Consider the following 23,500-nt stretch of genomic DNA (forward strand, 5'->3'; position numbering starts at 1 on the left):
TCCGCCGTCAGCCTTAGAAGTCGGCGCAGAACTGATGCATGTGCGCCGTGTATTCGGCCAGCGAGCCCATGTTGAAGTCGTCCCGCAGGGCCTGCACGCGCTCGGCGTCCTCGAGATCGTTGGGGGCCCAGACGCCCTTCGACACGCAGCGGCCCTGACTGCCGTAGCGCTGGGGCCGCCCGGCGTTCACCGCCACCCGGTCGAACAAATAGGCGAAGTCGGAGCGCTCGATCTCGCCCTCCGCCGCGAGGGGCTCGAGCAGGACGAGCATCTCCTGCTGGAATGCGGGGTCGCGATCCGCGTGCTGGATCATCAGCCATGCGGCGTTGCTAGCGGCGGGATGAAAGGCGGAGGTGCGGTACCAGCCGTTGGCGGCGAGGTCCGCCTTGAGCCATGCGGTGTTGTCGCTGTCGATCCCGCACACCCGGCGGCGGAGGTGGCCGAGCATCCGTGTCTGGGCGCCGGGGCTGAGCTCGCCCCACACCTTTGGGCCCGCTCCGAATCCGTGCCGGGTCAACTGGTCCTCGGCCACGCGGCGGTAGAGTTCTCGTTCCCGCTCCGTGGTGGCGCGGGCCATGCCGCGATACCAGCTGGCCACCGAGGCGAACGGCTGTTCCGGTTCCTGATAGCCGCCGGCCAGCTTCTCGGCGTAGGCGTCCCAGCGGGCCAGAGCCTCCGCGGCGGCGACCTTGTCTGCCTCGAAGGTTTCGGCGTCGGGGGCCTCAAGCGCAGCCGAGAGACCCATCTGCAAGGCCTCCTCGCCGGCGGTGAGGCAGCGGTCGCGGGCCCTCATGTAGATCGCGTCGGGGAGGCCTCGCAGGTCCGCGCCCGTCGCCTTGAAGGCCATGTAGTCGAACGCCTCCGCCGCTGCGGCGTCATCCGCCAGCTCCACGAGTTGTGGCGGCACTTGCGGCGGAACGGCCTGGAAGGCCGAGAGCGAGAGCCCGGCTAGCGCGACGGCGAGCGCTCTGGTGAAGCGAAACATGGCCGGCCCTCCCGTGGACGAGAAGAACAGCGTCGCTTCATGCCGAAATCAAGGCGCCCAGCCGCCGGGGGTTTCGACCACCGTTTCGTCCGTCTCGGCGGGGGCGACCTCGCCGCGGTCCTTGCGGACCTCGGTCCAGGCGGCGCGGAGGAGTTCGGTGACGCCTTCGCCGGAGACGCCGGAGACCAGCATCGGGCGGCGGCCGGCGACGGCCTCGAGTTCGGCGGCCTTTTCCTCGCGCGCCTCGGGGGTCAGGGCGTCGATCTTGTTGAGCGCCAGCACCTCGGGCTTGTCGGCGAGGCCGGCGCCGTAGGCCTCCAGCTCGTGGCGGATGATGGCGTAGGCCCGGGCGACGTCGTCCTGGGTCCCGTCGATCAGGTGGATCAGGCAGCCCGAGCGCTCGACGTGGCCGAGGAAGCGGGTGCCGATGCCGGCTCCTTCGTGGGCGCCCTCGATCAGGCCGGGGATGTCGGCGATGACGAACCGTTCGGTGGGCGACAGATCGACCACGCCGAGGTTGGGCACCAGCGTCGTGAAGGGATAGTCGGCGATCTTGGGCCGCGCGGCCGAGGCGGCGGCGAGGAAGGTCGACTTGCCGGCGTTGGGCAGGCCGGCGAGGCCGACGTCGGCGATCAGTTTCAGGCGCAGCCAGATCCAGCGCTCCTGACCTTCCTGACCGGGGTTGGCGTAGGCGGGCGCCTGGTTCGACGGGCCCTTGAAGCGGACGTTGCCCCAGCCACCGTTGCCGCCCTTCAGCAGCATCTCGGTCTTGCCGGCGGCATCCATGTCGAGCAGCACGGTCTCCTTGTCCTCGTCCAGCACCTGGGTGCCGACCGGAACCTTGAGGATGACGTCCTCGCCCTTGGCGCCGTGCATCTGCCGGCCCATGCCGTGGATGCCGGTCTGGGCCTTGAAATGCTGCTGGTAGCGGTAGTCGATCAGGGTGTTCAGGCCCTCGACCGCGGTGATCCAGACGTTGCCGCCATTGCCGCCGTCGCCGCCGTCGGGGCCGCCGTTCGGAATGAACTTTTCGCGCCGGAACGAGACGGCGCCGCCGCCGCCGTTGCCGGAGCGGATGTATATCTTGGCCTGGTCGAGAAACTTCATCGGCGGCTTATGCCGGAAGAGAGCGGCGAATTACAGGCGCAGACCCAGCTTGCGCTCGCAGGCCTCGGCCAGCGGGTTCAGCCTGTCGCGCAGGATGGCGTCGCCCTCGACAGTTTGCCAGATCAGGTCGGCGCCGGCCGACTCGCTGAAGGCCTGGCGGATAGCGGCCTCGTGGCGGGTCCAGCGGCGCTGGTCACCGTCCAGCGCGGCTGCAATGGCGTCGGCGCGGGTCGTCAGGTCGGGGCGATGGTCGACGGGTATGATGCTGCCGCCTTCGCCTCGCTCGTAGCCAGCGTTCTGCATGACCCATGTGATCGCACTGCACGCCGTCGCGTCTTCAACAGACAGGGCTGCGCGGCGTGTAGTCGACCAGCCCGCGGCCATCGCCACGACCGCGGTGAGGATCAGGATGACTGGAAATTGCCACGGCGGCTCGGGGTTCATAGGCGCACGATAACCCCATGCCGCAAGCCACGGGAGATGGCGCAAAGAAAAAGGGCGGCCGAAGCCGCCCTTTCTCCGAGATTTGCGGGGTTCAGCCCTTGGCCCACACGCCGAACGGATCGCTCCACGACAGGCCCATGGCCTCCGCCACCGCCGGATAGGTGATCTCACCCTTGAGCACGTTCAGGCCGCGCGCGAGGTGCGGATTGTCCTTCAGTGCGTCCAGGCCCTTGTCGGCCAGCGCCAGGCCGAAGGGCAGGGTGGCGTTGTTGAGGGCTTCGGACGAGGTGCGCGGGGCGGCGCCGGGCATGTTGGCGACGCAGTAGTGGACCACGTTGTCGATGACGTAGGTCGGATCCTCGTGGGTGGTGGCGTGGCTGGTTTCAAAGCAGCCGCCCTGGTCGATGGCGACGTCGACCAGCACCGAGCCGGGCTTCATCGACTTGAGGTGCTCGCGCTTGATCAGCTTGGGAGCCTCGGCCCCCGGAACCAGCACGGCCCCGATGATGACATCGGCCTTGACCATCTCTTCCTCGACCGCGCCGATCGAGGAGTAGCGGGTGATGACGCGGCCGTTGGTGACCTCGTCGATATAGGCCATGCGCGGGATCGAGCGTTCGAGGACCACGACTTCGGCGCCGAGGCCCATGGCCATGCGGGCCGCGTTGAGGCCGACGACGCCGCCGCCGAGAACGAGGACACGGGCCGGGGCCACGCCGGGGACGCCGCAGAACAGCAGGCCCATGCCGCCGTTGTGCTTGAGCAGGGTCTCGGCGGCCGAGAAGACGGCGATACGGCCGGCGACTTCCGACATCGGGGCCAGCAGGGGCAGGCCGCCCTGGGCATTGGTGACGGTCTCATAGGCGACCGCGGCGCATTTCGATGCGATCAGGCCTTTGGTCTGCTCGGGATCCGGCGCGAGGTGCAGGTAGGTGAAGAGGATCTGGTCCTCGCGGAGCATTTCCCACTCGACCTTCTGCGGCTCCTTGACCTTCACGATCATGTCGTTGTCGGCGAAAATGGTCTTCGCGTCGGCGACGATCTGGGCGCCCGCCTTCTTGTAGTCGGCGTCGGTGAAGCCCGCGCCGAGGCCGGCGCCGGTCTCGATCGAGACGGTGTGGCCGTGGGCCACGTATTCGCGCACGGCGGTCGGCGTCAGGCCGATGCGGTGTTCATTCTTCTTGATTTCCTTGGGGACGCCGACGCGCATGGGAGGTTCCTCTTGCAACAGGGTGCGGGCGCGCTCTGCGGCGGCCTCGCGTCGCGCGGCAATCTAGCGGCGGTCCGAACGCAGGTTCCTGTTCTTTTCACCGGGTGATCGGCGTAAAGTCGCAGAATCTGCGAAGAGGTCCGCGCTTGAAGACGATTTCCGCCGTCGCTCTGGACGACACCGACCGGAAGATGATCCGCGCCCTGCAGGGCGACGGGCGGATGACCAACGCCGATCTGGCCAAGACGGTGAACCTGTCCGAGAGCGCCTGCCTGCGGCGGCTGAGGGCGCTGGAGGCAGCGGAGGTGATCAGCCGATACGCCGCCATCATCAACGAACGCGCCGTCGGCCTGCCGATCAGCGTGTTCGTCACGGTGACCCTGTCGTCGCAGTCGGAAGCGGCGTTGACCGCCTTCGAGACGGCCATCGCCACCGTGCCGGAGGTGGTGGAATGCTATCTGATGACCGGCGGCTCTGACTATCTGCTGCGGCTGGTGGTGCGGGACGTGGACGATCTGGAGCGGGTGCACTCACGCGAGCTGACGCGGATACCGGGCGTGACGCGGGTGTCGTCCAGCGTGGCGATGCGGACGGTGGTGAAGCGCGGGGCGCTGCCGGTGTGATCTTGCGCCGCGGTTCCGCAGCGCCATCTGAAGCGCGGCGGTTCGGAGGGCGGCATGACGCGTGAAGACTGGATCTGGTACGGGGCCGCGGCGCTGTCCCTGCTGTGGGCAGCGCTGGCGCTGGCCTCAGGCGGCAGCGCCCTGTTCCCCGGTCTGGGGCTCTGCCTGAGCCTGATCTGCGCCGCGAGCCCCCAAGCGAGGTCACGGGTCGAGGGCTGGATCGCCGTTCTGTTTTCCGGTCCGCTCTGGCGGTCGGTGCTGATCGTGGTCGGCGCGATGATGCTGATTCAGCTCCTGCCGGTCGAACTCGCGTTGCTCGCCGCCGGCGATGTGCTGGCCTATGTCGAGGTCGTGGCGGCGGTCAGCGTTATCGCCGCAAACACCCGGCTACGACCGCTGGCGCAAGCCATGAAGTTGCGGATCGAGACGGCCGTCGTCCGCCTGCGGGCGGGTCTGCGCGGCGGACGTCAGACGCGAGTTCGACCGAGCCGCCCTGGCAGGGCGCCGCCCGCCGCCGACGACGACGGCCGAGGCTGGGCCTGCGCCTGAGGCTCAGACGTAGAAGCCTTCGCGCAGGTTGATGCCGTGCTCGACCCAGACCTTGAGGGCGGCCAGCATCTGCGACCAGCCCTGGCAGTTGCCGAAGGCGGCCTTGAGCCCCGTCGGCGTTTCGCGCCAGCCTGACTCCTCGATGGTGACGAGGGTGCGGCCGTCGTCGAGCGGTTCGAAGGTGAAGGTCACGGTGGTCATATAGGCGGCGGCCGCCGTCGCCTGACCGTCCTTGGGCGGCCCGTCGTTGGCCTGCCATCGCAGAACGATGCGGCGGTTGGGCTCGACCTCCACGACCTCAACCGGGAAGGCGCCGGGGAAGTCTGCGAAATCCCACTGGACCGTGGCGCCCGTCTCAAGCCGCCCGACCGCGCCGCCGGTGGTGAAATAGGCGGACAGTTTCGCCGGATCGGCCACGGCCTCGAAGACATCCTCGACCGGCCGGGCGATGCGGCCGGACACCTTGAACTTCAGTTCCATCGGACGCGCTCCTTGTTAGATGGCTATGATGTTATATTATTATAACATGTCAACCGAGGCGAATCAGGACCGGATTTTCAAGGCGCTTTCGGCCGGGGTGCGGCGGGCCATGCTGGACGCCCTCAGGGATGCGCCGCAAACGACCGGAGCACTCTGCGAGCGGTTCGGTTCGCTGGACCGGTGCACGGTGATGCAGCATCTGAAGGTGCTGGAAGGGGCGGATCTGATCATCGTCCAGCGGAAGGGACGGGAGCGGTGGAACCACCTGAATCCCCTGCCGATCAAGCAGGTGCATGATCGCTGGATCGGGCCCCACGCCGCACGGGCGGTGGATGTGCTCGAGCGGCTGAAGACCGATCTGGAGGGTGCGGGCTAGGCCTGTTTCAGGGCCAGGGTGACAGCCTTGATGTCCACGTATTCGTCGATGCCGTGGACGGAGCCCTCGCGGCCGTATCCCGACTGTTTGACGCCGCCGAACGGGGCGACGGCGGTAGAGATCAGGCCGGTGTTGACGCCGCACATGCCGGCCTCGATGCGGCGGCCGACGCGCATGGCGCGGTCGAGGTCGCGGGTGAAGACATAGGAGGCGAGGCCGAACTCGCTGTCGTTGGCCTTGCCCAGCACCTCGTCCTCGCTGTTGAAGGGGAAGACGGGGATCAGCGGGCCGAAGGTCTCCTCGTGACGGAACAGTTCATCGTCGCCCCCGAGGGTGACGGTCGGCTGGAAGAAGCGGCCGCCGAGTGCGTGGCGCGCGCCGCCGGTCAGGACCTTGCCGCCGGAGGCCTGGACGCGGGCAAGGTGATCCTCGACCTTGGCGATGGCCTTGTCCTCGATCAGGGGGCCGACCTTCACGCCGGTCTCGAAGGCGGCGCCGACGGGGATTTTCGCGACCTCGGCGGCCAGCTTTTCGGCATAGGCGTCGGCGACCGAGGCTTCGACATAGACGCGGTTGGGGCAGACGCAGGTCTGGCCCGAGTTGCGGAACTTGCCCCTGACGGTTTCCGCGACCGCGAGGTCGATGTCGGCGTCGGCGAAGACGATCAGGGGGGCGGCGCCGCCCAGCTCCATGGAGACGCGCTTGAGGGTGGGGGCGCACTGCTCGGCCAGCTTGCGGCCGACGGGGGTGGAGCCCGTGAAGCTGAGCTTGCGGATCAGGGGCGAGGCGGTCAGGACGCCGCCGATCGTCGCCGCGTCGCCTGTGATCACGCTGAGCGCGCCCTTGGGCAGGCCGGCGGCGTAGGCCAGCTCGGCGAGGGCGAGGGCGGTGAAGGGAGTCTGGCTGGCCGGCTTGACCACCGCAGTGCAGCCGGCGGCGAAGGCGGGCCCCAGCTTGCGGGTCAGCATGGCCGCCGGGAAATTCCACGGGGTGATGAAGGCGCAGGGGCCGACCGCCTCGCGGAAGGTCAGGATGACGTGGCCCAGCGGGCTGTCCTGCGTCTCGCCCAGCAGGCGCTCAGCCTCGCCGGCGAACCATTTGATGAAGCTGTTGGCATAGGCGACCTCGCCCCTGGCCTCCTCGAACGGCTTGCCGTTTTCGAGCGCCATCAGGGCGCCGAGCCCCTCGGTGTTCTCGTCGATCAGCCGGGCCCATTCGCGCAGGAAGGTTGCGCGCTTGTGCGGGTCGGAGCGGGACCAGTCGGGGAAGGCGTCGTGGGCGGCCTGGATGGCGCGCTCGGTCTCGGCGGCGCCGAGGTCCGGCACATGGCCGATGATCTCGCCGGTGGCGGGGTCGTCGACGGGGATGCGTTTGGCGGAGGCGACCGGCTCGCCGGCGATGAAGGCGTGTTCGCGCAGCAGGGCGAGGCCGGCGTCGCGGGCGGATTGGGTCATGGGATCGTCCGGTTCGGGGAGGAACGGAAAGAACGCTCAGTCTTCCATGGTGTTCAGGTCCCGGCCCTTCGTTTCCGGCAGCCAGATGAGGCTGACGATCACGGCGACCAGGGTGAAGGCTACGGAGTACCAGAGGCCGAAATAGATATTCCCCGACGCCGCCACCAGAGCGAAGCTGGCCGCGGGCAGCAGGCCGCCGACCCAGCCGGTGCCGATGTTGTAGGGCAGGCTCATGGCCGTGTAGCGCACCCGCGTCGGGAACAGCTCGACCAGGGCCGCCGCCTGCGGGCCGTAGAGGGCGGTGGCGCCGACCATGAAGATCATCAGGATGGCGAAGACGAACGGCATGTTGATCCGCGCGGGGTCGGCCTTCTCCGGATAGCCGGCGGCGACGAGCGCGGCCTTCACGCGGGTTTCGACGTCGGTGCGCGCGGCCTTGAGCTGGGCCGGCGTCATGCCCGCGCCCTCGACCGACGCGACTTCGGCGGAGCCGACACGAACGGTGGCGACGGAGCCCGGCAAGGCCGTGGCGTTGTCGTAGGAGACGCCGGCGTTTGACAGCACGCTCTTGGCGATGTCGCAGGCGCTGGAGAAGGTCGCCTTGCCGATGGGATCGAACTGCAGGGCGCAGGTCGCGGGGTCGGCGATGACGGTCACGGGCGAGGAGGCCTGGGCCTCGGCCAGCGCCGGATTGGCCGCCTTCGTCAGGGCGTGGAAGCCCGGGAAGAAGGCGACCAGCGCCAGGATCATGCCGAACAGCATCACCGGCTTGCGGCCGATCCGGTCCGAGAGCCAGCCGAAGAAGATGTAGAGCAGGGCTGAGGCGACGGTGACGGCCAGCACCAGCTGGTCGACGGTGTTGGTGTCGACCTTCAGCACCCGCTCCATGAAGAAGCGGGTGTAGAAATAGCCGCAGTACCAGACCGCGCCTTGGGCGATCATGACGCCGAACAGGGCGATCAGCACGAAGCGGCCATTGCTCCACGTCATGAAGGCCTCGCGGTAGGGCGCGCGGTGGTCGCTGTCAGAGGCCTCCGCCTCCATCTGCTGGTAGGCCGGGCTCTCGTTGAGCTTCAGGCGGATCCACAGGGACACCGCGAGCAGCAGGGCCGAGAGCAGGAAGGGAATGCGCCAGCCCCATGCATCGAAGGCCTCGGTCCCGAGGGCGGCGCGGGTGACGAGGATGACCGTCAGGGCGCCGATCAGCCCCATGGCGGCGGTGGTCTGGATCCAGCCGGTCAGCAGGCCCCGCTTCTTCGGCGGCGAATGTTCGGCGACATAGATGGCGGCGCCGCCATACTCGCCGCCCAGCGCGAAGCCCTGGAACATGCGCATGAGCAGCAGCAGGATGGGGGCGGCGATGCCGATCTGTCCGTAGTCGGGCAGCAGGCCGATGGCGACGGTGGCCAGACCCATCAGGGTGATGGTGACGAGGAAGGTGGTCTTGCGCCCGGTCCGGTCGCCGAACCAGCCGAACACCAGCGCCCCCAGCGGCCGCACCACGAAGCCGAGGCCGAAGGTCAGCAGGGCCATGATGTAGCTGACGGTCTCGCCGGCGTCGGCGAAGAAATGTCTTGCGATGATCGTCGTCAGCGAGCCGAAGACGAAGAAGTCGTACCATTCGAAGGCTGTGCCGGACGCCGAGGCGATCACCACGGTCTTGAGCCCGGGGCCGGCGTCGGTCCGTGTCGCCTGTTCCGTCATGGTCGTAGCCCCCGCTGTCGCCTCACGGCGTCGTCTGCGGACGCCTTCAGCGCGATGCTAGCGCCGCCGCCGCGCCACGCAAGCGCCGGACGGGTTCCAGACAAGCGAAGGCCCGCCGGCGGGGGGAAGCCAGGCGGGCCTTCTTCAACCGAGCCGCGTGTCGGGGGAGAGCCGCGGCCGGGAACTCGAAACGGTTAGTTCTTGGCGTCTTCCGCGGCGCCGGTGACGGCGTTGCCGGCGGCCGAGGCGTCACGACCGACACCCGAAACCGTGTTGCAGGCGGCCGCGGTAAGGGCGGCGGCGGCGGCGACGAGAACGAAAATCTTGCGCATGGTGCGATCTCCTTGGCGCCGGGGAGGTGGCGTATGCTTCAAGAACGTCGTGGCGCGGGACGGGTTCCAAGGTCCGACGGATCGGTCGGCGTGATGGCTTCGGGCGTGGCGAAGGTCATGCGGGCGATGGTGCCGCCGCCGGGGGCGGAGACCATCTCCACCTCGCCGCGCAGCTGTTTGGCGAAGGCCCCCATCAGGGTGCGGCCGACGCCCGCCCGGAAGGTTTCGCTGACGCCGGGCCCGTCGTCCTCGACCTCGAGGATGCTGCTCTCGCCCTCGACGCGGAAGCGAACCTGCAGGTCGCCGCCGCGGCCGGCGAAGGCGTGTTTCTGGGCGTTGGTCACGGCCTCGACCAGCCACAGGGCCAGCGGGGCGAGCTTGTCGGGATCGACCACGAGGGAGTCCGCCTCGACGGACGAGGTGACCACCGGTCCCCGCCCGGCCTCGCTGGACACCAGCTGCCCGACCAGTTCGGTCAGGAAGATGCGGGCGTCGGCGTAGCGCAGGTCGGCGCTCTGGTAGAGGGTGCGGTAGATCAGGGCCAGGGCCGAGATGCGCTGGCGCGTGTCGCCCACCGCCGCCTTGGCCTGCGGATCGGTCAGGGCGCGCTGCTGCATCGACAGCAGGGACGAGATGATCTGCAGGTTGTTTTTCACCCGGTGGTGGATCTCGCGCATCAGCGCGTCCTTTTCCTCCAGCGAAGTGTTCAGCGCCGAGTCGCGGGTGGTGATGGTCTCGGCCAGATCGTCGAGGGTGCGCGCCAGCACGCGGATTTCCGCCGGCGCGTTCATCGCCTGCACCGGCCGGACGGTGAACCGCCCTCGCGCATAGATGGCCGCGACCCGCTCCAGATAGACCAGCCAGCGGACCACGATCCGTTCGGACACCCACATGACCGACAAGAAGGCGATCAGCCAGGCCAGCAGCGGCACCATGAACGCGCCGACCGGGTTCAGCCGGGCCCAGGACAGAAGGCCGGGAGCCGGGGCCGACAGCAGGGCATAGACATCGCGGCCGGCGAGGGCGGCTCCGGCATAGACCCGGTGGCGGCCCGCGGCGTCATCCGCCTCGAAGATGGCCGAGGCGTCCTGCCGCGCCCGTTCGACCCAGCCGGTCAGGCTGCGGCCGCGAACGAGGGTGAAGGCCTTCAGATCGGTGGCCGTCAGGATGCGGCCTTCGCCATCGGTCAGCGCGGCCTGCGAGCCCTCGGGCAGGGCGCGGTCGGCGATGTCGGGCTGCAGCGCCGTCAACGGGATGACCGCGATCATGGCCCCGTCGAAGGCGCCGAGCGGGCGTTCCAGCCGGATGGCGACGATCAGGCCAGGCGCCTCGCCTGCCCGAATGGGCGCACGGGCCAGGACCGTGTCCTCACCCTCGCGCAGGCGCTGGAACCACGGCGAGGAAGGGGCCTGCGTCAGCCAGGTGGGAGCGGCGGCGGTGAGCTGGCGCGAGGCGCAGGTGGTCTGACCCGTCGGCGTCACGCGGGCGAGGCCGTCGATCGCCTCGATGCGCTCCACCAGCGAGGTCAGTCGCGGCTCGCAGAACAGCTCCAGCGCTTCCGGACGCAGGGCCTGAAGCAGGACGGTGGTGCTGTCGAGCCGACCCTTGACGCTGGCGGCCGTCCGCTCGGCGGCGAGCTGAAGATCCTCGCGCCGCTCCAGATCCTGTACCCGGAATTGGGTATTGGCCTGAAACGCCCCGAGGGCCAGCACCGGCAGCAGCGCGAAGGCCAGCGCTGCGCCGAGGCGAAAACGGATGCCGTGGAACTGCGGTGGAGCCAGACCCCGACCGAGCGCTCGCCCGACGCGGATCACCTCAGCCCCTGACGCTGCTCAGGCGATCGGCGTCGGCCAGAATGGAACGCATGGCGTCGCCGGCCGAGCGGCCGTCGCGGGCGTAGCCGCCCCGCTCAAGCGTGGCCTGCAGCGCCTTGCGGGCGCGGGAGACGCGGCTCTTCACCGTACCGACCGCGCACTGGCAGATCTCAGCAGCCTCTTCGTAGGCGAAGCCGCCGGCGCCGACGAGGATCAGGGCTTCCCGCTGTTCCTCGGGCAGGGTGGCCAGCGCCAGACGAAGCTCGTCGAGCGCCACCGGCGATTCCGGGTCGTCGACCGCCACCAGGGTGCGTTCCGCGGCTTCCTGGTCCAGCTGGGACTGGCGCCACGAACGGCGCTTTTCCGAGTAGAACTGGTTGCGCAGGATCATGAAGGTCCAGGCCTTCATATTGGTGCCCATCTGATAGCTGGCGCGGGCGTCCCACGCCTTCATCATCGCGTCCTGCGCCAGATCGTCGGCGGCGGTCGGATCACCGGTCAGCGTGCGTGCGAACGCGCGCAGGTGCGGGATCAGCGCGACCAGCTCCCTCTTGAAGGCGTTGTCGTCTGCGGAGGGAGGCTTGGGCGGCGGAGTCGAAGCGCCGCTCATGCGCCGCTCCCGTCCGACGAGCGTTCGTCGGCGCGGCGCAGGATGTCCAGGAACTCGTCCGGCACCGGCTCGTTAACCACCTCGTCGAACATGTGCCGGAGCTTGACCCCGATCGCCTGCTGACGAAGGCGTGCCTCCTCCAATGCGGGCCCGGGCTGGGGCGCCGCCTTGCGGGAAGGATTCGAATTTTCTGTCATTGAATGAACGGCCGCCACCCTGACGCTGTTGCTCGACTGCCGGAAACGCCAGCGCCGATGGACGGTTCCTAGGTTACCGCGGATTAATGCTCAAGCTTTCGCGTGCCTTGGGAACCGTGGCCGATTTGATACGTTGACGAGCACTGCCGAGGTCCCATTTGAGAGGACCGCTATTCATGTCGGGGAAGATTTCATGAGCTTGCTGGCCCGTCTCGCGCCGCACCTGCCGTATGTGCGCCGCTACGCCCGCGCATTGACCGGCGACCAGACCACCGGGGACAACTACGTCCGTGTCGCGCTGGAAGCGCTGGCCGCGGGCGAGCGTCAGCTGCCGCCGGAGATGACCCCCCGGGTCGCCCTCTATCATGTGTTCCACGCCATCTGGGCCTCGACCGGCGCCCAGCTGGAAGACAAGAGCGGCATGGAAGGGCGCGACGACGCCTCGCGCCGTCTGATGCAGATCGCTCCGCGCTCGCGGCAGGCCTTCCTGCTGACCGCGCTGGAAGGCTTCACACCTTCCGAAGCGGCGCAGATCCTCGACGCCGACGCCATGGACGTCGAGCGTCTGATCGCCGAGGCCCAGTCGGACATCGACGCCGAATTGGCCACCGACGTGCTGATCATCGAGGACGAGGCCATCATCTCGGCCGACATCGAGAGCCTGGTGAAGGAACTGGGCCATCGCGTCACCGGCACTGCCACGACTCACGATGAAGCGGTCGACGCCGTCGCCCGCCACCGCCCGGGTCTGGTTCTGGCCGATATCCAGCTGGCCGACGGTTCGTCGGGCATCGACGCGGTCAAGGACATCCTGAAGCGGATCGACGTGCCGGTGATCTTCATCACCGCCTTCCCGGAACGTCTGCTGACCGGCGAACGGCCCGAGCCGACCTTCCTGATCACCAAGCCCTTCCAGCCGGAGACGGTGAAGGCGGCGATCAGCCAGGCGCTGTTCTTCCACCCGTCGCGCCAGCGCGAAGCGGCCTGATTTCTCCCCCGACGCGTGAAAAGCCCCGGTCGCAGGACCGGGGCTTTTTGCTGCGCGGATGTCAGGCGTTTACTGGGCCGGAGCGGAGGGCTGGGCCGAGACGACGGGCGCGTTGACGTTGGGCGCCTCGCCGGTCGGCGGCGTGGTCGGCTGGCCGGTCGAGGTGGTCGGGGCGTCGGCGGCGGGAATATCCGTCCGGTCGGCCTGGAAGGCCGCGGCGTCGACGGCCTGATCGCCATCGTTGGCGTTGGTCTTGGCGAAGCCGCCCTGGCTGACGAACCACATGCCGAGCAGCAGGATCGCCACCGCGGCGAGCGAGATGACCAGCAAGGTCAGGATGCGGACGCCGCCCCGGCCGCCCCGCACATACTGGGCCTCGACGGGACGGCCCTCGTGGACCGCGTCGGCGGCCTTGTCGTGGGGAGATTCATGGGTCATGGCGCGGCCTCCGACGGCGGTTTGTCTGTGCGGGGTGAACGCCGTTGCCAGCGCGGCTGTTCCGGCGCTCGCGCCCCAAGCGAAAAAAGCTGCGTCCGGGTGGAACCGCATGGGGTCCGCTCCGTTATCGGTCTGCGGAGGCGGCGACGCCCCCCCGACTTGAGACTGGTGAGAACCAGTCTGTCGCCTCCGCGCCTCATTCTCGATGATGCCACTTCAAGGCGGACCCTCTGCGGTCCGCCTTTTTCTTTGCCCCGCCCGCTGGACAGGTCGCGCGCCATGGCCAAGATGGCGCGTCCTGAAAGAAAACCTGCGCTCAAGCAGCCCGAAGGGCGATGGCGCCAGACAACGGAGATCGTCCATGGCTCGCGTCAACCGGCAGTGGGTGCTGCGCCAGCGGCCCAAGGGCCTGATCCAGCCGGGCGATCTGGAGCTGGTCGAATCTCCGGTTCCAGCCCTGAACGAATCCGAGGTCCTGGTCCGCACCGTCTACCTGTCTCTGGATCCCACCAACCGCACCTGGATGAACGACGCGGAAGGCTATCTGCCGCCCGTCCCGATCGGCGGCGTCATGCGCGGCCTGACGCTCGGCGTGGTCGAGGAGAGCCGCTCCAGCCGCTTCCGGGCCGGCGACATCGTCACGCCCCTGTCGGGCGGCTGGGCCGACTATGCGATCGTGCCGGAGATGGAGCTGCGTCAGGTGCACCGCGCGCCGGGTCTTCCGCTGACGGCCAATCTGTCGGTGCTCGGCATGACCGGCCTGACCGCCTATTTCGGCGTCACCGATGTGCTGAAACCGCAGGCGGGCGAGACGATGGTGATCTCGGCTGCGGCCGGGGCCGTGGGCTCGATCGCCGGCCAGGTGGCCAAGGCGCGCGGCGCCCGCGTCATCGGCATCGCCGGCGGTCCCGAGAAATGCCGCTGGTTGACCGAGGAACTCGGGTTCGACGCGGCCATCGACTACAAGAACGAGGACGTCGGCGATGCGCTGGACCGGCTTGCGCCCGACGGCGTGGAGATGAATTTCGAGAACGTGGGCGGCGACATCATGATCGCCGTCTTCAACCGCCTGAAGACCCATGGCCGCATGGCGGTCTGCGGTCTGATCTCGGCCTACAATGCGACGAAGATGCCGCCGTCGCCGAACTTCTCGCGCATCATCACCCACCGGCTCAATGTGAGGGGCTTCCTCGTTCTGGACTACGCCCACCGCGCCCGCGAGATGGTTGCGGAGATGGGGCCGTGGCTGCAGTCCGGCGAGGTGAAGTGGAAGGTCCACGTCGACGACGGACTCGAAGGCGCGCTGGATTCGCTGAACCGCTTGTTCACCGGCAACCACGACGGCAAGCTGCTGGTGCGGGTGTCCGAAGAGCCCGCGGGCTGAGGATCTCCGCATGACCGAACCGCTCCACGTCCATTTCGAGGATCTGGCCGTGGGCGAGGTGGTGCCCCTCGGCGCCTGCATGGTCGACGAGGCGGCGATGGAGGTCTTCATCGAGCGGTTCTCGCCCGGCTGGGACGCGTCCTACGGTGCGCCGGACGCCATGGTCTACGCCCTGTGGAGCCGGCTGTTCGCGGACAAGTCCTCGGGCTGGGCCCAGTCAAAGGTGCTGGCCGTCGACGGCCTGCGCTATATGCGTAATCCCCCGGCCGGCGAACTGATGCGCGGTCGGATGACCATCATGGGCAAGGATCCGGTCGGCGACGAAAAGGGCATCGTCATCGCCCAGCACGACCTGCTCGACGAGGCGGGTCGGCTGGTCTTCTCCTGCCTGACACGGGCGTTGCTGGCCCGGCGATAGGCAGCAGGAACTTAGAGCGCAGCGAAAGGGCGGCCCGCCGAAACGAGCCGCCCTGATGCCTACTGCCTGTTGCCTGCTGCCTTCCTAGGCGTTGCCGGCGGTCGCCTGACCTGCGGCGGCCTTCTGGAAGGCGATGGCGATCAGACGATCCCAGCCCAGCAGCGACACGAGGTGGGCGTAGATCTGGCCCAGGGCGCCGTTGTCGCGCAGTTCCACCAGTTTGTCGGCCGGCAGGGCCTTCAGCTTCTCTTCCGAGACCGCGAAATACTCGGCGATCTTCTGCGGCGCGGCGGTCGTGCCGTCCGGGTTGCGCGGCGTGAAGACGGCTTCGCGGGTCTCGAACAGGTCGAGGTCGGTCAGCAGCTTGATGAAGGCCTCGGTGCGCAAGCGCTCCTGCTCGAAATTATTGCAGAACTCCATCGCCTGCTGAACGTAGGGCGAGGGCTGGCCCTCGACGAACAGCGGCGTGGCGCCGCCTTCCGTGATGAAGGGCGCGTCGCGGTCGATGCACAGGATCAGGCGCTGCTGGACTTCGTCGTTGGCGAAGACGAACGGATAGCGGCGCACATAGGCCGGGATGTAGGCCTCGGCCTTGAAGGCGCCGGCCTCGCTGACGAACAGGTTCTCACCCGGACGCAGACCCATCACCGCGACCGGCTGGCGGGCGTCGCCGACGAAGATCACCGGATAGGTCAGGGCGGCGGGCGCGAACTCGGTCACCGTCAGCGGCACGATGTTGGTGTTGGCCACGAAGGCGTAGGGCTGCTCGACCGGATTGACGCCGAGGGCGCTGTGCGCCTCGATCGAGAGCGGTTCCGGCTTGCCGTAGAACAGGACGTTGCCCGAGAGCGGGGCGGCGTTGGCGGTGGTGTCGGTCATGGACGCGAAACGAGCTCTGGATGAAAAAGGGAACGGCGCTTCTAGCCCAGACGGCGCGGGGCGGCAAACGCGGTTCCCCCGGGCGGTGAAGCGCGCGGTGAAAGCGACTTCGGACGGGTTGGATCAGAACCGGTAGTTGACCCCGACGCGCAGGTTGCGGCCGGGCTGCGGCGCGATGTCCTTGAGGAAGGAGGCGTGCTCGCGCGCCTCGACGTCGCCGAGATTCCGGCCCTCGGCGAACAGGGTGACGTTGCGGTCGGCGAACGGCCGCCAGGCCCCGAACAGATTGACCATGGTGTACCCGTCCGTCGGCAGTTCGAACGCGGCGACATCGTCCTGTTCCCCGACGCGGCGCACCTCAAGGCTGAGGTCGACCGGCCTGGAGGCGTAATGTACGCGGCCGGTCAGCGACCATGGCGGGATTCGCGCCGCGGGGCCCAGATCGGTGTCGGCGTCGACGTGGTCTGCCGCGCCTTCCAGCGTCACGACGCGGTCGCCCGAGGTCCAGACGTCATAAGCCAGCTGCGCCTCGAAGCCGCGGAAGTCGGCGCCGGTCTGCACATACTGGAAGATCGGGAAGGACTCGCCGCCGTCGACGAAGACCGAACCGGTGTCGCGGGCGTCGATGAAGCCGTCGTATTTCGAGGCGTAGACGTGCAGGTCGCCGCGCAGGGCGCCGCGATCCAGATGGACCGTGCCCTCCAGCGTCGTGACCTTCTCGCTTTCGAGCGTCGGATCGCCGGTCTCATAGGCGCCGGTGGCGATGTGCAGGCCGTCGGCGAACAGTTCGACCTCGGACGGCGCGCGTTCGTTGCGGGCGAGGCTGAGGCCGAGGAACAGGTCGCGCGAGGGCCGGATGAACGCCGCGGCGGAGGCCGACCAATTGTCGAACGCGCGCTCGACCCCGGTCGTGGTTCCCAGCGGCGTGGCCGTCAGGGTGCGGCGGTCGTAGCGCAGGCCACCCTCGAAACCATAGCCCGTCCGATCCAGCCGCTGGACGGTGTAGACGCCGGCCTCCTCGATCTTCGACGCCGGGATATAGGCCTCGTCGCCCACGGCGGAGAACTCGCGCGACAGGGTCTGGGCCCCGACCGCGCCGTTCCAGCCGCCGCGGTCCCGCTGGATCAGGTCGAGGCGCGCCTCGTGGCCGTCCGAGGCGAAGGTCGTGCCCGGAACGCCGACCGCCTCGAACTCGGTGTGGGTGTAGTCGGCCTGGCCGTAGCTGCCGCGGATCGCCCGGAAGGGCCCGGCTCCGAACCGGTATTCTCCGCGCGCGTCGAACCGCTGCTGCTCCAGCTGGATGAAGACGTCTTCCTCGGCCACGACGCCATAGGTGCTGTCGGTTTCCTTGTACGAGACCCCGGCGAAGCCGGAGTCCGCGACGAACGAGCCGCCGATGTCCCATGCCTCAAGCTCCGAGAAGCTGTTGGACTGGGTCCCGGTCCCGTCGCGCGGGACGCCGGTCGCATCGGACAGGCGTTGCGAGATCGGCGGGGAGGGAATGTCGTAGTCGTCGGCGTCCTTCTTCAGACCGTCCACATGGAGGACGAAGCGGCCGAGGCCGACGTCGGCATGCGCCGCGAACGAGGCGCCCTGATCGACCGTCGAGGTCTGGGCCGACAGGGCGCCGTCGAGACCGCCGTCCGGCTGTTCTTCGGGAACGCGGCCGTCGAGAATGTTGATGACGCCACCGATGGCCGAGCCGCCGTAGGCGAGGGTGGCCGGGCCGCGCACGACCTCGATCCGGTTCGACTCCGCCGGATCGGTGGCGACCTGGTGGTCGGGCGACACGGACGAGGCGTCGATCAGGCCGACGCCGTTGGTCAGCACCTGCACGCGCGGGCCGGTCAGGCCGCGGATCACCGGCCGGCTGGCGCCCGGGGCGAAGCTGGTTGAGCGCAGGCCGGGAAGGCCGCTCAGCAGATCACCGAGTGAGGCCGCCGGTGCGACCGCAAGCGCTTCCTCGTCCAGCACGGAGGTGGCGATGGTGGTGGCGCGCTGGCCGATGCCGAAGGGCGTGCCGGTGACGATCACGTCGTCCACCCGCACCTGCGGCTCCTCCGACGGTCCCTGCGGGCCGTTGGGCGCTGCGACCTGGGCCATGGCGGGAGGCGCGATGGCGATGGAGGCGGAGGCGGCGAGGAGAAGGGAACGGCGGGAGATCATCGGGCGGGCCTCATAGGGAGGCGCAGTGTTATGAGATAACATCACAGATGGTCAACCCCGGCCGTTGCGGCGGGCGGGCCGAACCATTAGCTCTGGCGCATGGGCGACGCCTGTCATCACCACCACACCGATGGCCCGCCGGGAGCGGCGGAGGTCGAGCGCGCGCTCGCCGCGGCCGATGGCCGGCTGACGGCCGAGGGTGAGCGGATGACCGCGGCCCGGCTGCGGGTGCTGGCGCTGCTGCTGGGCGCCGGCGAGCCGGTGAAGGCCTATGACCTGATCGCCCGCTTCGGCGAGGACGGCCAGCCGGCCAAGCCGCCGACGGTCTATCGCGCGCTAGAGTTCCTCGAGCGCAAGGGGCTGGCGCACCGCATCGCCTCGATCAGCGCCTATGTCGCCTGCACCTCGGGCGGGCGCGACCATGCCGCCGCCTTCCTGATCTGCGACTGCTGCGGCGCCACGCAGGAGGTGTCCTCGCCCGTGGCCGGCGATCTGGGCCTCGTCGCCGACGCCGCCGGCTACGCCATCGAGCGCACCACGATCGAGGCCCACGGCCGCTGCCCCGCCTGCCGCATCGCGGCGTGACGTAGCGTCATCTGGCGCGGGCCGCCGCCAGCGCCTATCTGCCCCTGATGGACGCGATCCGGCTCTCCCCGCCCCGTCGCCTGAGCCTGCCGGTCGAGAACCAGTGGGGCGCGGGCGAGATGAGCGTGCTCGATTTCGGCGACCCGAAGCGCCCGGTCGACCTGATCTTCGTCCACGCCAACGGCTTCAACGCCATGACCTACCGCAGCCTGTTGGCGCCCTTGTCGGGCTCGCTGCGTATCTGGGCGCCCGACCTGCGGGGGCATGGGCTGAGCCGCCTGCCGGCCGAGCCCGACGGACGGCGCAACTGGTACGACCACCGCGACGACCTGATCGCCCTGCTGGATACGCTGGACGGTCCGCCGGCGGTGCTGGCCGGGCATTCGATGGGCGGAACCTCGGCGCTGTTGGCGGCCGCCGAACGGCCCGACCGGGTGTCGAAACTGGTGCTGATGGATCCCGTGATCTGGGGCCGGCTGACCGTGCTGGCCTTCCAGCTGCCCCTGCTGGAGCGGATGGCCCATCGCATTCCGCTGGTGAAGAACGCGCGCCGCCGGCGCGCCCTGTTCGACAGCCGCGAACAGGCGATGGCCGCCTACAGCGGACGCGGCGCCTTCCGGGGCTGGCCCGAGCTCATGCTGGCTGACTATCTGGCCGATGGTCTGGTCGAGACCGCTGACGGTCTGGCGCTGGCCTGTCCGCCCGACTGGGAGGCGTCCAACTATGCGGCCCAGGGCCACAATCCGTGGCGGGCGCTGAAGCGGCTCGACCGGCCGGTGCGCATCCTCAAGGCCGAGGCCGGCTCGACCTGCCATCTGTCGCCGAACCCGCGCGGCCTGCCGCTTGTAGCGGTCGAGGCCGTCGAGGGCGGCACCCACTTCTTCCCGATGCTCAAGGCCGACGTGGCCCGCGACGCGCTGTTCGACGCGGCCGTCTGACGCCTCTCGGGCACTGGCGCCCGCCCGTCCGGCGAGCTAAACCGCCGCCCACAAGAACAAGCCTTCAGTTCAGGGAAACGCCGCGTATGCGCGAGATCAACCACTTCATCGACGGCGCCTCCTTCGCCGGCGCCTCGGGTCGCTTCTCGGACGTGTTCAATCCGAACACCGGCGAGGTGCAGGCGCGGGTGCAGCTGGCGAGCATGGCCGAGATGGATCGCGCCGTTCAGGCCGCGCAGAACGCCTTCGACGGCTGGTCCTCGACCAATCCGCAGCGCCGCGCGCGGGTGATGTTCGAGTTCAAGCGCCTGGTCGAAGCGAACATGAACGAGCTGGCCGAGATGCTCAGCTCGGAGCACGGCAAGGTCATCGCCGACTCCAAGGGCGACATCCAGCGCGGGCTGGAAGTGATCGAGTTCGCCTGCGGCATCCCGCATGCGCTGAAGGGTGAATACACCTGGGGCGCGGGTCCCGGCATCGACGTCTATTCGATGCGCCAGCCGCTGGGCGTGGTGGCGGGCATCACCCCGTTCAACTTCCCCGCCATGATCCCGATGTGGATGTTCGGTGTGGCCATCGCCGTCGGCAATACCTTCATCCTCAAGCCGTCCGAGCGCGATCCGTCGGTGCCGGTCCGTCTGGGCGAGCTGATGATGGAGGCCGGCGCTCCGGCCGGGGTGCTGAACGTCGTGCATGGCGACAAGACCGCCGTCGACGCCATCCTGACCCACCCGCTGATCCACGCCGTCAGCTTCGTCGGTTCGTCCGACATCGCCCACTACGTCTACCAGATGGGCGCCGCCAACCATAAGCGCGTCCAGGCCATGGGCGGGGCCAAGAACCACGGCATCGTCCTGCCCGACGCCGACATGGACCAGGTGATCAAGGACCTGTCGGGCGCCGCCTACGGCTCGGCCGGTGAGCGCTGCATGGCGCTGCCGGTGGTGGTGCCGGTCGGCAAGAAAACCGCCGATGAACTGCGCGAGCGGATGGTCGCCGAGATCCCGACCATGCGGGTCGGCGTCTCGACGGACGCCGGCGCTCACTACGGTCCGGTCGTGACGGCGCAGCACAAGGCGCGGGTTGAGGGCTGGATCGAGAAGGGCGTGCAGGAAGGCGCCGAGCTGGTCGTCGACGGCCGCGGCTTCAGCCTGCAGGGCCACGAGAACGGCTATTTCATCGGCCCGTCGCTGTTCGACAATGTCACGCCCGAGATGGAATCCTACAAGGAAGAGATCTTCGGCCCGGTGCTGCAGATCATGCGCGCCGCCAGCTTCGAGGAGGCGCTGAGCCTTCCCAGCAAGCACCAGTACGGCAACGGCGTCGCCATCTTCACCCAGAACGGCCGCGCCGCCCGCGACTTCGCCGCCCGTGTCAACGTCGGCATGGTCGGGATCAACGTCCCGATCCCGGTGCCGGTCGCCTACCACACCTTCGGCGGCTGGAAGCGCTCGGCCTTCGGCGACACCAACCAGCACGGCATGGAAGGCGTCCGCTTCTGGACCAAGACCAAGACGGTCACCGCACGCTGGCCCGACAGCGAACTGGAGCACGCGGACTCCAGCTTCGTCATCCCGACGATGGGCTAGGGGCGGCTTCGCCTGTCGGGCGTGCGAAGCATCGCAAATCAGTGCTAGGCGTTACACTGTCTGAACAGTGAAGCTGGAGCGCTCCCCCGCATGCGTCGCTTTTTCGTCTGGTCGGCCCTCGCGGCCCTGATCGGCCTGGTCGTCGCGGTCGGCGGTTTCTGGGCCTATCAGCATTTCTACGCCCGCTTCCAGCCGGTCACCGTGGACCGCAACCAGGCCGCCATCCAGCGGCTGCTGGACGAGGCGTCATGGCTGTCGTCGGGCGGGGGCGGGGAGCCGCTCTACATCATCGGCTACCGCGACTCGGCGGCCATGCAGCGCTACGAGCGCGAAGAGGCGCCCAAGCTGAGGGCCGCCGGCGTCGAGGTGCGGATCGTCGTCTTCGCCCGCCCCGATCGGGAAGGGCTCAGCCAGTCGACGGCGGCGGAGCGGGCGACCGTGGCCGAGCTGTGGCTGACGCGGGACTGGACCCTGTACCAGCGCTGGACCGCCACGCCGGCCAACAACTGGACCGGGGCCGGCATTCCGGCGGCGGACGGCAGCCTGGCGCGCACCGCCGTGGTCGACGCGGGCCGCACCTTCTCCGGCAAGCTGAATGAATATCTGTCCGGTGCGGGTCTTCAGACGCGGTATCCGCTGATCATCTGGCGCGACCGCGAGGGCTTCATGAAGGCCTGCGCCTGCTCCGACAGCCGGTCATGGGCCTTTGTGCGCGACGATCTGGACGCGCCGGACCGGGTCGAGCCGCCGTCGGTGGTGGCGGACGGCGTGCCGCCTCCGATCGCCTATCCGGGCGACGGCAGCCCCGAGACCCTGCCCTATCCGACCCTGCCGCCGATCCCGCCGGCTGGGGGTCAGGCCGCGCCCGCTCCGTCGCCGGGCGCCGCGCCCGGTACGACGCCGGCCGCCCCGGGAACCGCACCGGCCGCCGGGCAGACGCGGCCCGCGCCTCGCCCGACGCCGCCGGCGCCGCGCAAGGCCCCGGAGCCGAAGCGGCAGGAAGACACGACCTTCTTCTAGAGGCGGGCCGGGTCAGAGCACCCGTTTGCAGACCTCGATCAGCCGCTCGACGTCGGCCTCATCCTGATACAGGCCGAAGCCGAAGCGGATGGTGTCGTCCCGCACGTCGGTGACCACATTGGCCGCCAGCAGACGGGCGCGCCACGCCTGCGCGTCGGCGTGGCGGAAAGCGAGGAAGCGGGCGCGAACCGGCTCGTTGGCGACCGGATTGATCAGTTCGGCATCCGCCAACCGTCCCGCCTCGCCCGCCGCGACGGCGTCCTGGAAGCGGCGCATCAGGCCGCGCGCGTGGTCGGCGACGTCGGCCGTGGTCAGGCCCGCCTCGTCCAGCATCCGGCGGACGGCGCTGAAGCGGTACAGGGGCGTGGCGTCGAAGGTGGCGCCCCAGAACCGTCCGGCGTCGGCGCGGTACTGGACGTCCTCGGGCCGCCCCATCAGGTCGCCGAACTCGGCGAACCAACCGGTGGCGACGGGGCGGGGGCAGTAGCCGTCCGGCGCGTGCAGCAGGCCCGCGCCCTCGCCGGACATGGCGTATTTGTAGCCGCCGGTGACATAGAAGACCTTGTCCGCCACGGCCGACAGATCCGTCGGCGCGGCCATGAAGCCGTGGTAGCCATCGACGAGGACCCACGGCCCGGACGGGTCCGCGAGCGCCGCCAGATCGTCGAGACGCCCGAAGGCCTGACCGGTCTTGAAGAAGATCTGGCTGATCACGATCCAGTCGAAACCGCCGGTCCGCGCCGCCTCGACGAAACGCTCGTCGAAGGTGTCGAAGGGGTGCAGGGGCACGCGGGTGACCACGGCCTCGCCGGCCTCCTCCCAGCGCTCGCCCTGGCGGCGGAAGGAGTGGAATTCGCCGTCGGTCGACAGGATGCGGACCGGCTTCTTTTCGAAGCCCGAGAAGATGCGCAGCAGGAAGTCGTGGGTGTTGGGCGCGAACACCACCGTGTCCGGCGACGGCAGGTTCAGCTCGCGGGCGACATGGCCCTGCGCCTCCGGCACAACGTCGCCGAAGACGAGGTCCCATTTGCGGTCGGCGAACTTGTTCGCCTCAACCCAGGCCCGCAGCTGTCCGTCGAACGAGGCGTCGGGCCACAGGTGATGGCTATGGGCCGCGAAATGCAGCCGCTCCGGATCGAGCGACAGGGCGCGGGAGAACAGGTCCTTGCGAGCGGCCATCTTGATCTCCCTACGCACCAAGCCAGAGACA

Annotated in this window: 25 protein-coding genes; 10 read left to right on the plus strand and 15 right to left on the minus strand. The window is 69.0% G+C overall.

Annotated features, from left to right (window positions below):
- Positions 1 to 13 precede the first annotated feature (13 nt).
- From GGQ87_RS05850 to ald, 4 genes are all read right to left on the minus strand, one after another.
- Positions 14 to 985 carry a DUF6624 domain-containing protein gene (locus GGQ87_RS05850; protein WP_168045738.1) on the minus strand — a complete coding sequence of 324 codons (972 nt, stop codon included), beginning with the start codon at positions 983 to 985 and terminating at the stop codon, positions 14 to 16.
- Positions 986 to 1,033: 48 nt separating this feature from the next.
- Positions 1,034 to 2,092, minus strand: a complete 1,059-nt coding sequence (obgE, locus tag GGQ87_RS05855; RefSeq protein WP_168045739.1) for a GTPase ObgE — start codon at positions 2,090 to 2,092, stop codon at positions 1,034 to 1,036.
- 30 nt (positions 2,093 to 2,122) lie between these two features.
- The gene (locus GGQ87_RS05860; protein WP_168045740.1) at positions 2,123 to 2,395 is read right to left on the minus strand and encodes a hypothetical protein; all 273 of its coding nucleotides are present in this window, start codon (positions 2,393 to 2,395) and stop codon (positions 2,123 to 2,125) included.
- A gap of 232 nt (positions 2,396 to 2,627) precedes the next feature.
- Complete coding sequence (gene ald, locus GGQ87_RS05865; RefSeq protein WP_168045741.1) at positions 2,628 to 3,746, minus strand: alanine dehydrogenase; 1,119 nt, start codon at positions 3,744 to 3,746, stop codon at positions 2,628 to 2,630.
- Between the two features lie 155 nt (positions 3,747 to 3,901).
- Here ald and GGQ87_RS05870 point away from each other — a divergent pair, with 155 nt between their 5' ends.
- A complete protein-coding gene (locus tag GGQ87_RS05870; protein ID WP_342448343.1) occupies positions 3,902 to 4,369 on the plus strand; it encodes an Lrp/AsnC family transcriptional regulator in 468 nt (155 codons plus the stop codon).
- A 54-nt stretch (positions 4,370 to 4,423) separates the two neighbouring features.
- Positions 4,424 to 4,918: a hypothetical protein gene (locus GGQ87_RS05875; RefSeq protein WP_168045743.1), complete on the plus strand. Its 495-nt coding sequence runs from the start codon at positions 4,424 to 4,426 to the stop codon at positions 4,916 to 4,918.
- Between the two features lie 3 nt (positions 4,919 to 4,921).
- Here the strand turns inward: GGQ87_RS05875 and GGQ87_RS05880 are convergent, their stop codons facing one another.
- On the minus strand, positions 4,922 to 5,398 hold the full coding sequence (locus GGQ87_RS05880) for an SRPBCC family protein (RefSeq protein ID WP_168045744.1): 477 nt from the start codon (positions 5,396 to 5,398) through the stop codon (positions 4,922 to 4,924).
- A 46-nt stretch (positions 5,399 to 5,444) separates the two neighbouring features.
- On the opposite strand from GGQ87_RS05880, the gene GGQ87_RS05885 reads away from it, so the two are divergent.
- Positions 5,445 to 5,774 carry an ArsR/SmtB family transcription factor gene (locus tag GGQ87_RS05885; RefSeq protein WP_168045745.1) on the plus strand — a complete coding sequence of 110 codons (330 nt, stop codon included), beginning with the start codon at positions 5,445 to 5,447 and terminating at the stop codon, positions 5,772 to 5,774.
- Here the strand turns inward: GGQ87_RS05885 and GGQ87_RS05890 are convergent.
- The 6 genes from GGQ87_RS05890 to nepR all read right to left on the minus strand — a co-directional run bounded on the left by GGQ87_RS05890 (position 5,771) and on the right by nepR (position 11,885).
- Complete coding sequence (locus GGQ87_RS05890) at positions 5,771 to 7,228, minus strand: NAD-dependent succinate-semialdehyde dehydrogenase (RefSeq protein WP_168045746.1); 1,458 nt, start codon at positions 7,226 to 7,228, stop codon at positions 5,771 to 5,773. The two genes, GGQ87_RS05885 and GGQ87_RS05890, sit on opposite strands and share 4 nt — an antisense overlap.
- 36 nt (positions 7,229 to 7,264) lie before the next feature.
- Positions 7,265 to 8,932: an MFS transporter gene (locus GGQ87_RS05895; protein ID WP_168045747.1), complete on the minus strand. Its 1,668-nt coding sequence runs from the start codon at positions 8,930 to 8,932 to the stop codon at positions 7,265 to 7,267.
- Between the two features lie 194 nt (positions 8,933 to 9,126).
- Positions 9,127 to 9,264, minus strand: a complete 138-nt coding sequence (locus GGQ87_RS05900; RefSeq protein ID WP_168045748.1) for an entericidin EcnA/B family protein — start codon at positions 9,262 to 9,264, stop codon at positions 9,127 to 9,129.
- A 38-nt stretch (positions 9,265 to 9,302) separates the two neighbouring features.
- On the minus strand, positions 9,303 to 11,078 hold the full coding sequence (gene phyK / locus GGQ87_RS05905; protein ID WP_342448309.1) for a sensor histidine kinase PhyK: 1,776 nt from the start codon (positions 11,076 to 11,078) through the stop codon (positions 9,303 to 9,305).
- A 1-nt stretch (position 11,079) separates the two neighbouring features.
- Complete coding sequence (locus tag GGQ87_RS05910; protein ID WP_168045749.1) at positions 11,080 to 11,688, minus strand: sigma-70 family RNA polymerase sigma factor; 609 nt, start codon at positions 11,686 to 11,688, stop codon at positions 11,080 to 11,082.
- Positions 11,685 to 11,885: an anti-sigma T factor NepR gene (gene nepR, locus GGQ87_RS05915; RefSeq protein WP_168047364.1), complete on the minus strand. Its 201-nt coding sequence runs from the start codon at positions 11,883 to 11,885 to the stop codon at positions 11,685 to 11,687. The genes GGQ87_RS05910 and nepR overlap by 4 nt, the downstream gene beginning before the upstream one ends.
- Positions 11,886 to 12,078: 193 nt before the next feature.
- On the opposite strand from nepR, the gene phyR reads away from it, so the two are divergent.
- A complete protein-coding gene (gene phyR, locus GGQ87_RS05920) occupies positions 12,079 to 12,873 on the plus strand; it encodes an anti-anti sigma factor/receiver protein PhyR (RefSeq protein ID WP_168045750.1) in 795 nt (264 codons plus the stop codon).
- Between the two features lie 69 nt (positions 12,874 to 12,942).
- On the opposite strand, the gene GGQ87_RS05925 is transcribed toward phyR, so the two are convergent.
- Positions 12,943 to 13,311 (minus strand): hypothetical protein, encoded by a 369-nt coding sequence (locus tag GGQ87_RS05925; protein ID WP_168045751.1) that lies wholly within the window; start codon positions 13,309 to 13,311, stop codon positions 12,943 to 12,945.
- Positions 13,312 to 13,672: 361 nt separating this feature from the next.
- Here GGQ87_RS05925 and GGQ87_RS05930 point away from each other — a divergent pair, with 361 nt between their 5' ends.
- Positions 13,673 to 14,695 (plus strand): NADP-dependent oxidoreductase, encoded by a 1,023-nt coding sequence (locus GGQ87_RS05930; RefSeq protein ID WP_168045752.1) that lies wholly within the window; start codon positions 13,673 to 13,675, stop codon positions 14,693 to 14,695.
- 10 nt (positions 14,696 to 14,705) lie between these two features.
- On the plus strand, positions 14,706 to 15,113 hold the full coding sequence (locus GGQ87_RS05935) for a hotdog family protein (RefSeq protein WP_168045753.1): 408 nt from the start codon (positions 14,706 to 14,708) through the stop codon (positions 15,111 to 15,113).
- A gap of 84 nt (positions 15,114 to 15,197) precedes the next feature.
- Here the strand turns inward: GGQ87_RS05935 and GGQ87_RS05940 are convergent, their stop codons facing one another.
- Positions 15,198 to 15,992 (minus strand): SapC family protein, encoded by a 795-nt coding sequence (locus GGQ87_RS05940; RefSeq protein ID WP_168045754.1) that lies wholly within the window; start codon positions 15,990 to 15,992, stop codon positions 15,198 to 15,200.
- A gap of 123 nt (positions 15,993 to 16,115) precedes the next feature.
- Positions 16,116 to 18,158, minus strand: coding sequence for a TonB-dependent receptor (locus tag GGQ87_RS05945; RefSeq protein ID WP_168045755.1), 2,043 nt, complete (start codon positions 18,156 to 18,158; stop codon positions 16,116 to 16,118).
- Between the two features lie 99 nt (positions 18,159 to 18,257).
- On the opposite strand from GGQ87_RS05945, the gene GGQ87_RS05950 reads away from it, so the two are divergent.
- The 4 genes from GGQ87_RS05950 (at position 18,258) to GGQ87_RS05965 (ending at position 22,290) form a co-directional block, all read left to right on the plus strand.
- The gene (locus tag GGQ87_RS05950) at positions 18,258 to 18,743 is read left to right on the plus strand and encodes a Fur family transcriptional regulator (RefSeq protein WP_168045756.1); all 486 of its coding nucleotides are present in this window, start codon (positions 18,258 to 18,260) and stop codon (positions 18,741 to 18,743) included.
- Positions 18,744 to 18,790: 47 nt separating this feature from the next.
- Positions 18,791 to 19,681, plus strand: a complete 891-nt coding sequence (locus GGQ87_RS05955; protein WP_168045757.1) for an alpha/beta fold hydrolase — start codon at positions 18,791 to 18,793, stop codon at positions 19,679 to 19,681.
- A gap of 86 nt (positions 19,682 to 19,767) precedes the next feature.
- On the plus strand, positions 19,768 to 21,270 hold the full coding sequence (locus tag GGQ87_RS05960) for a CoA-acylating methylmalonate-semialdehyde dehydrogenase (RefSeq protein WP_168045758.1): 1,503 nt from the start codon (positions 19,768 to 19,770) through the stop codon (positions 21,268 to 21,270).
- Positions 21,271 to 21,360: 90 nt separating this feature from the next.
- Complete coding sequence (locus tag GGQ87_RS05965; protein ID WP_168045759.1) at positions 21,361 to 22,290, plus strand: hypothetical protein; 930 nt, start codon at positions 21,361 to 21,363, stop codon at positions 22,288 to 22,290.
- A 12-nt stretch (positions 22,291 to 22,302) separates the two neighbouring features.
- Here the strand turns inward: GGQ87_RS05965 and GGQ87_RS05970 are convergent, their stop codons facing one another.
- Entirely contained in the window at positions 22,303 to 23,469 is a 1,167-nt protein-coding gene (locus GGQ87_RS05970; protein WP_168045760.1) for an aminotransferase class V-fold PLP-dependent enzyme, read from the minus strand.
- Between the last annotated feature and the right edge of the window lie 31 nt (positions 23,470 to 23,500).

Origin of the sequence: Brevundimonas alba, from assembly GCF_011927945.1 — a bacterium.
GTDB classification, from domain to species: Bacteria; Pseudomonadota; Alphaproteobacteria; order Caulobacterales; family Caulobacteraceae; genus Brevundimonas; species Brevundimonas alba.

What these genes read in the sequence shown, in the direction of transcription:
- GGQ87_RS05880 (WP_168045744.1), bottom strand. Translation starts at nt 5,398, where the DNA reads ATGGAACTGAAGTTCAAGGTGTCCGGCCGCATCGCCCGGCCGGTCGAG.
- GGQ87_RS05945 (WP_168045755.1), bottom strand. Translation starts at nt 18,158, where the DNA reads ATGATCTCCCGCCGTTCCCTTCTCCTCGCCGCCTCCGCCTCCATCGCC.
- GGQ87_RS05900 (WP_168045748.1), bottom strand. Translation starts at nt 9,264, where the DNA reads ATGCGCAAGATTTTCGTTCTCGTCGCCGCCGCCGCCGCCCTTACCGCG.
- GGQ87_RS05950 (WP_168045756.1), top strand. Translation starts at nt 18,258, where the DNA reads ATGGGCGACGCCTGTCATCACCACCACACCGATGGCCCGCCGGGAGCG.
- GGQ87_RS05960 (WP_168045758.1), top strand. Translation starts at nt 19,768, where the DNA reads ATGCGCGAGATCAACCACTTCATCGACGGCGCCTCCTTCGCCGGCGCC.
- GGQ87_RS05860 (WP_168045740.1), bottom strand. Translation starts at nt 2,395, where the DNA reads ATGCAGAACGCTGGCTACGAGCGAGGCGAAGGCGGCAGCATCATACCC.
- GGQ87_RS05910 (WP_168045749.1), bottom strand. Translation starts at nt 11,688, where the DNA reads ATGAGCGGCGCTTCGACTCCGCCGCCCAAGCCTCCCTCCGCAGACGAC.
- phyR (WP_168045750.1), top strand. Translation starts at nt 12,079, where the DNA reads ATGAGCTTGCTGGCCCGTCTCGCGCCGCACCTGCCGTATGTGCGCCGC.
- GGQ87_RS05875 (WP_168045743.1), top strand. Translation starts at nt 4,424, where the DNA reads ATGACGCGTGAAGACTGGATCTGGTACGGGGCCGCGGCGCTGTCCCTG.
- GGQ87_RS05930 (WP_168045752.1), top strand. Translation starts at nt 13,673, where the DNA reads ATGGCTCGCGTCAACCGGCAGTGGGTGCTGCGCCAGCGGCCCAAGGGC.
- GGQ87_RS05955 (WP_168045757.1), top strand. Translation starts at nt 18,791, where the DNA reads ATGGACGCGATCCGGCTCTCCCCGCCCCGTCGCCTGAGCCTGCCGGTC.
- GGQ87_RS05895 (WP_168045747.1), bottom strand. Translation starts at nt 8,932, where the DNA reads ATGACGGAACAGGCGACACGGACCGACGCCGGCCCCGGGCTCAAGACC.
- GGQ87_RS05940 (WP_168045754.1), bottom strand. Translation starts at nt 15,992, where the DNA reads ATGACCGACACCACCGCCAACGCCGCCCCGCTCTCGGGCAACGTCCTG.
- nepR (WP_168047364.1), bottom strand. Translation starts at nt 11,885, where the DNA reads ATGACAGAAAATTCGAATCCTTCCCGCAAGGCGGCGCCCCAGCCCGGG.
- GGQ87_RS05970 (WP_168045760.1), bottom strand. Translation starts at nt 23,469, where the DNA reads ATGGCCGCTCGCAAGGACCTGTTCTCCCGCGCCCTGTCGCTCGATCCG.
- GGQ87_RS05850 (WP_168045738.1), bottom strand. Translation starts at nt 985, where the DNA reads ATGTTTCGCTTCACCAGAGCGCTCGCCGTCGCGCTAGCCGGGCTCTCG.
- GGQ87_RS05890 (WP_168045746.1), bottom strand. Translation starts at nt 7,228, where the DNA reads ATGACCCAATCCGCCCGCGACGCCGGCCTCGCCCTGCTGCGCGAACAC.
- obgE (WP_168045739.1), bottom strand. Translation starts at nt 2,092, where the DNA reads ATGAAGTTTCTCGACCAGGCCAAGATATACATCCGCTCCGGCAACGGC.
- ald (WP_168045741.1), bottom strand. Translation starts at nt 3,746, where the DNA reads ATGCGCGTCGGCGTCCCCAAGGAAATCAAGAAGAATGAACACCGCATC.
- GGQ87_RS05925 (WP_168045751.1), bottom strand. Translation starts at nt 13,311, where the DNA reads ATGACCCATGAATCTCCCCACGACAAGGCCGCCGACGCGGTCCACGAG.
- GGQ87_RS05885 (WP_168045745.1), top strand. Translation starts at nt 5,445, where the DNA reads ATGTCAACCGAGGCGAATCAGGACCGGATTTTCAAGGCGCTTTCGGCC.
- GGQ87_RS05935 (WP_168045753.1), top strand. Translation starts at nt 14,706, where the DNA reads ATGACCGAACCGCTCCACGTCCATTTCGAGGATCTGGCCGTGGGCGAG.
- GGQ87_RS05965 (WP_168045759.1), top strand. Translation starts at nt 21,361, where the DNA reads ATGCGTCGCTTTTTCGTCTGGTCGGCCCTCGCGGCCCTGATCGGCCTG.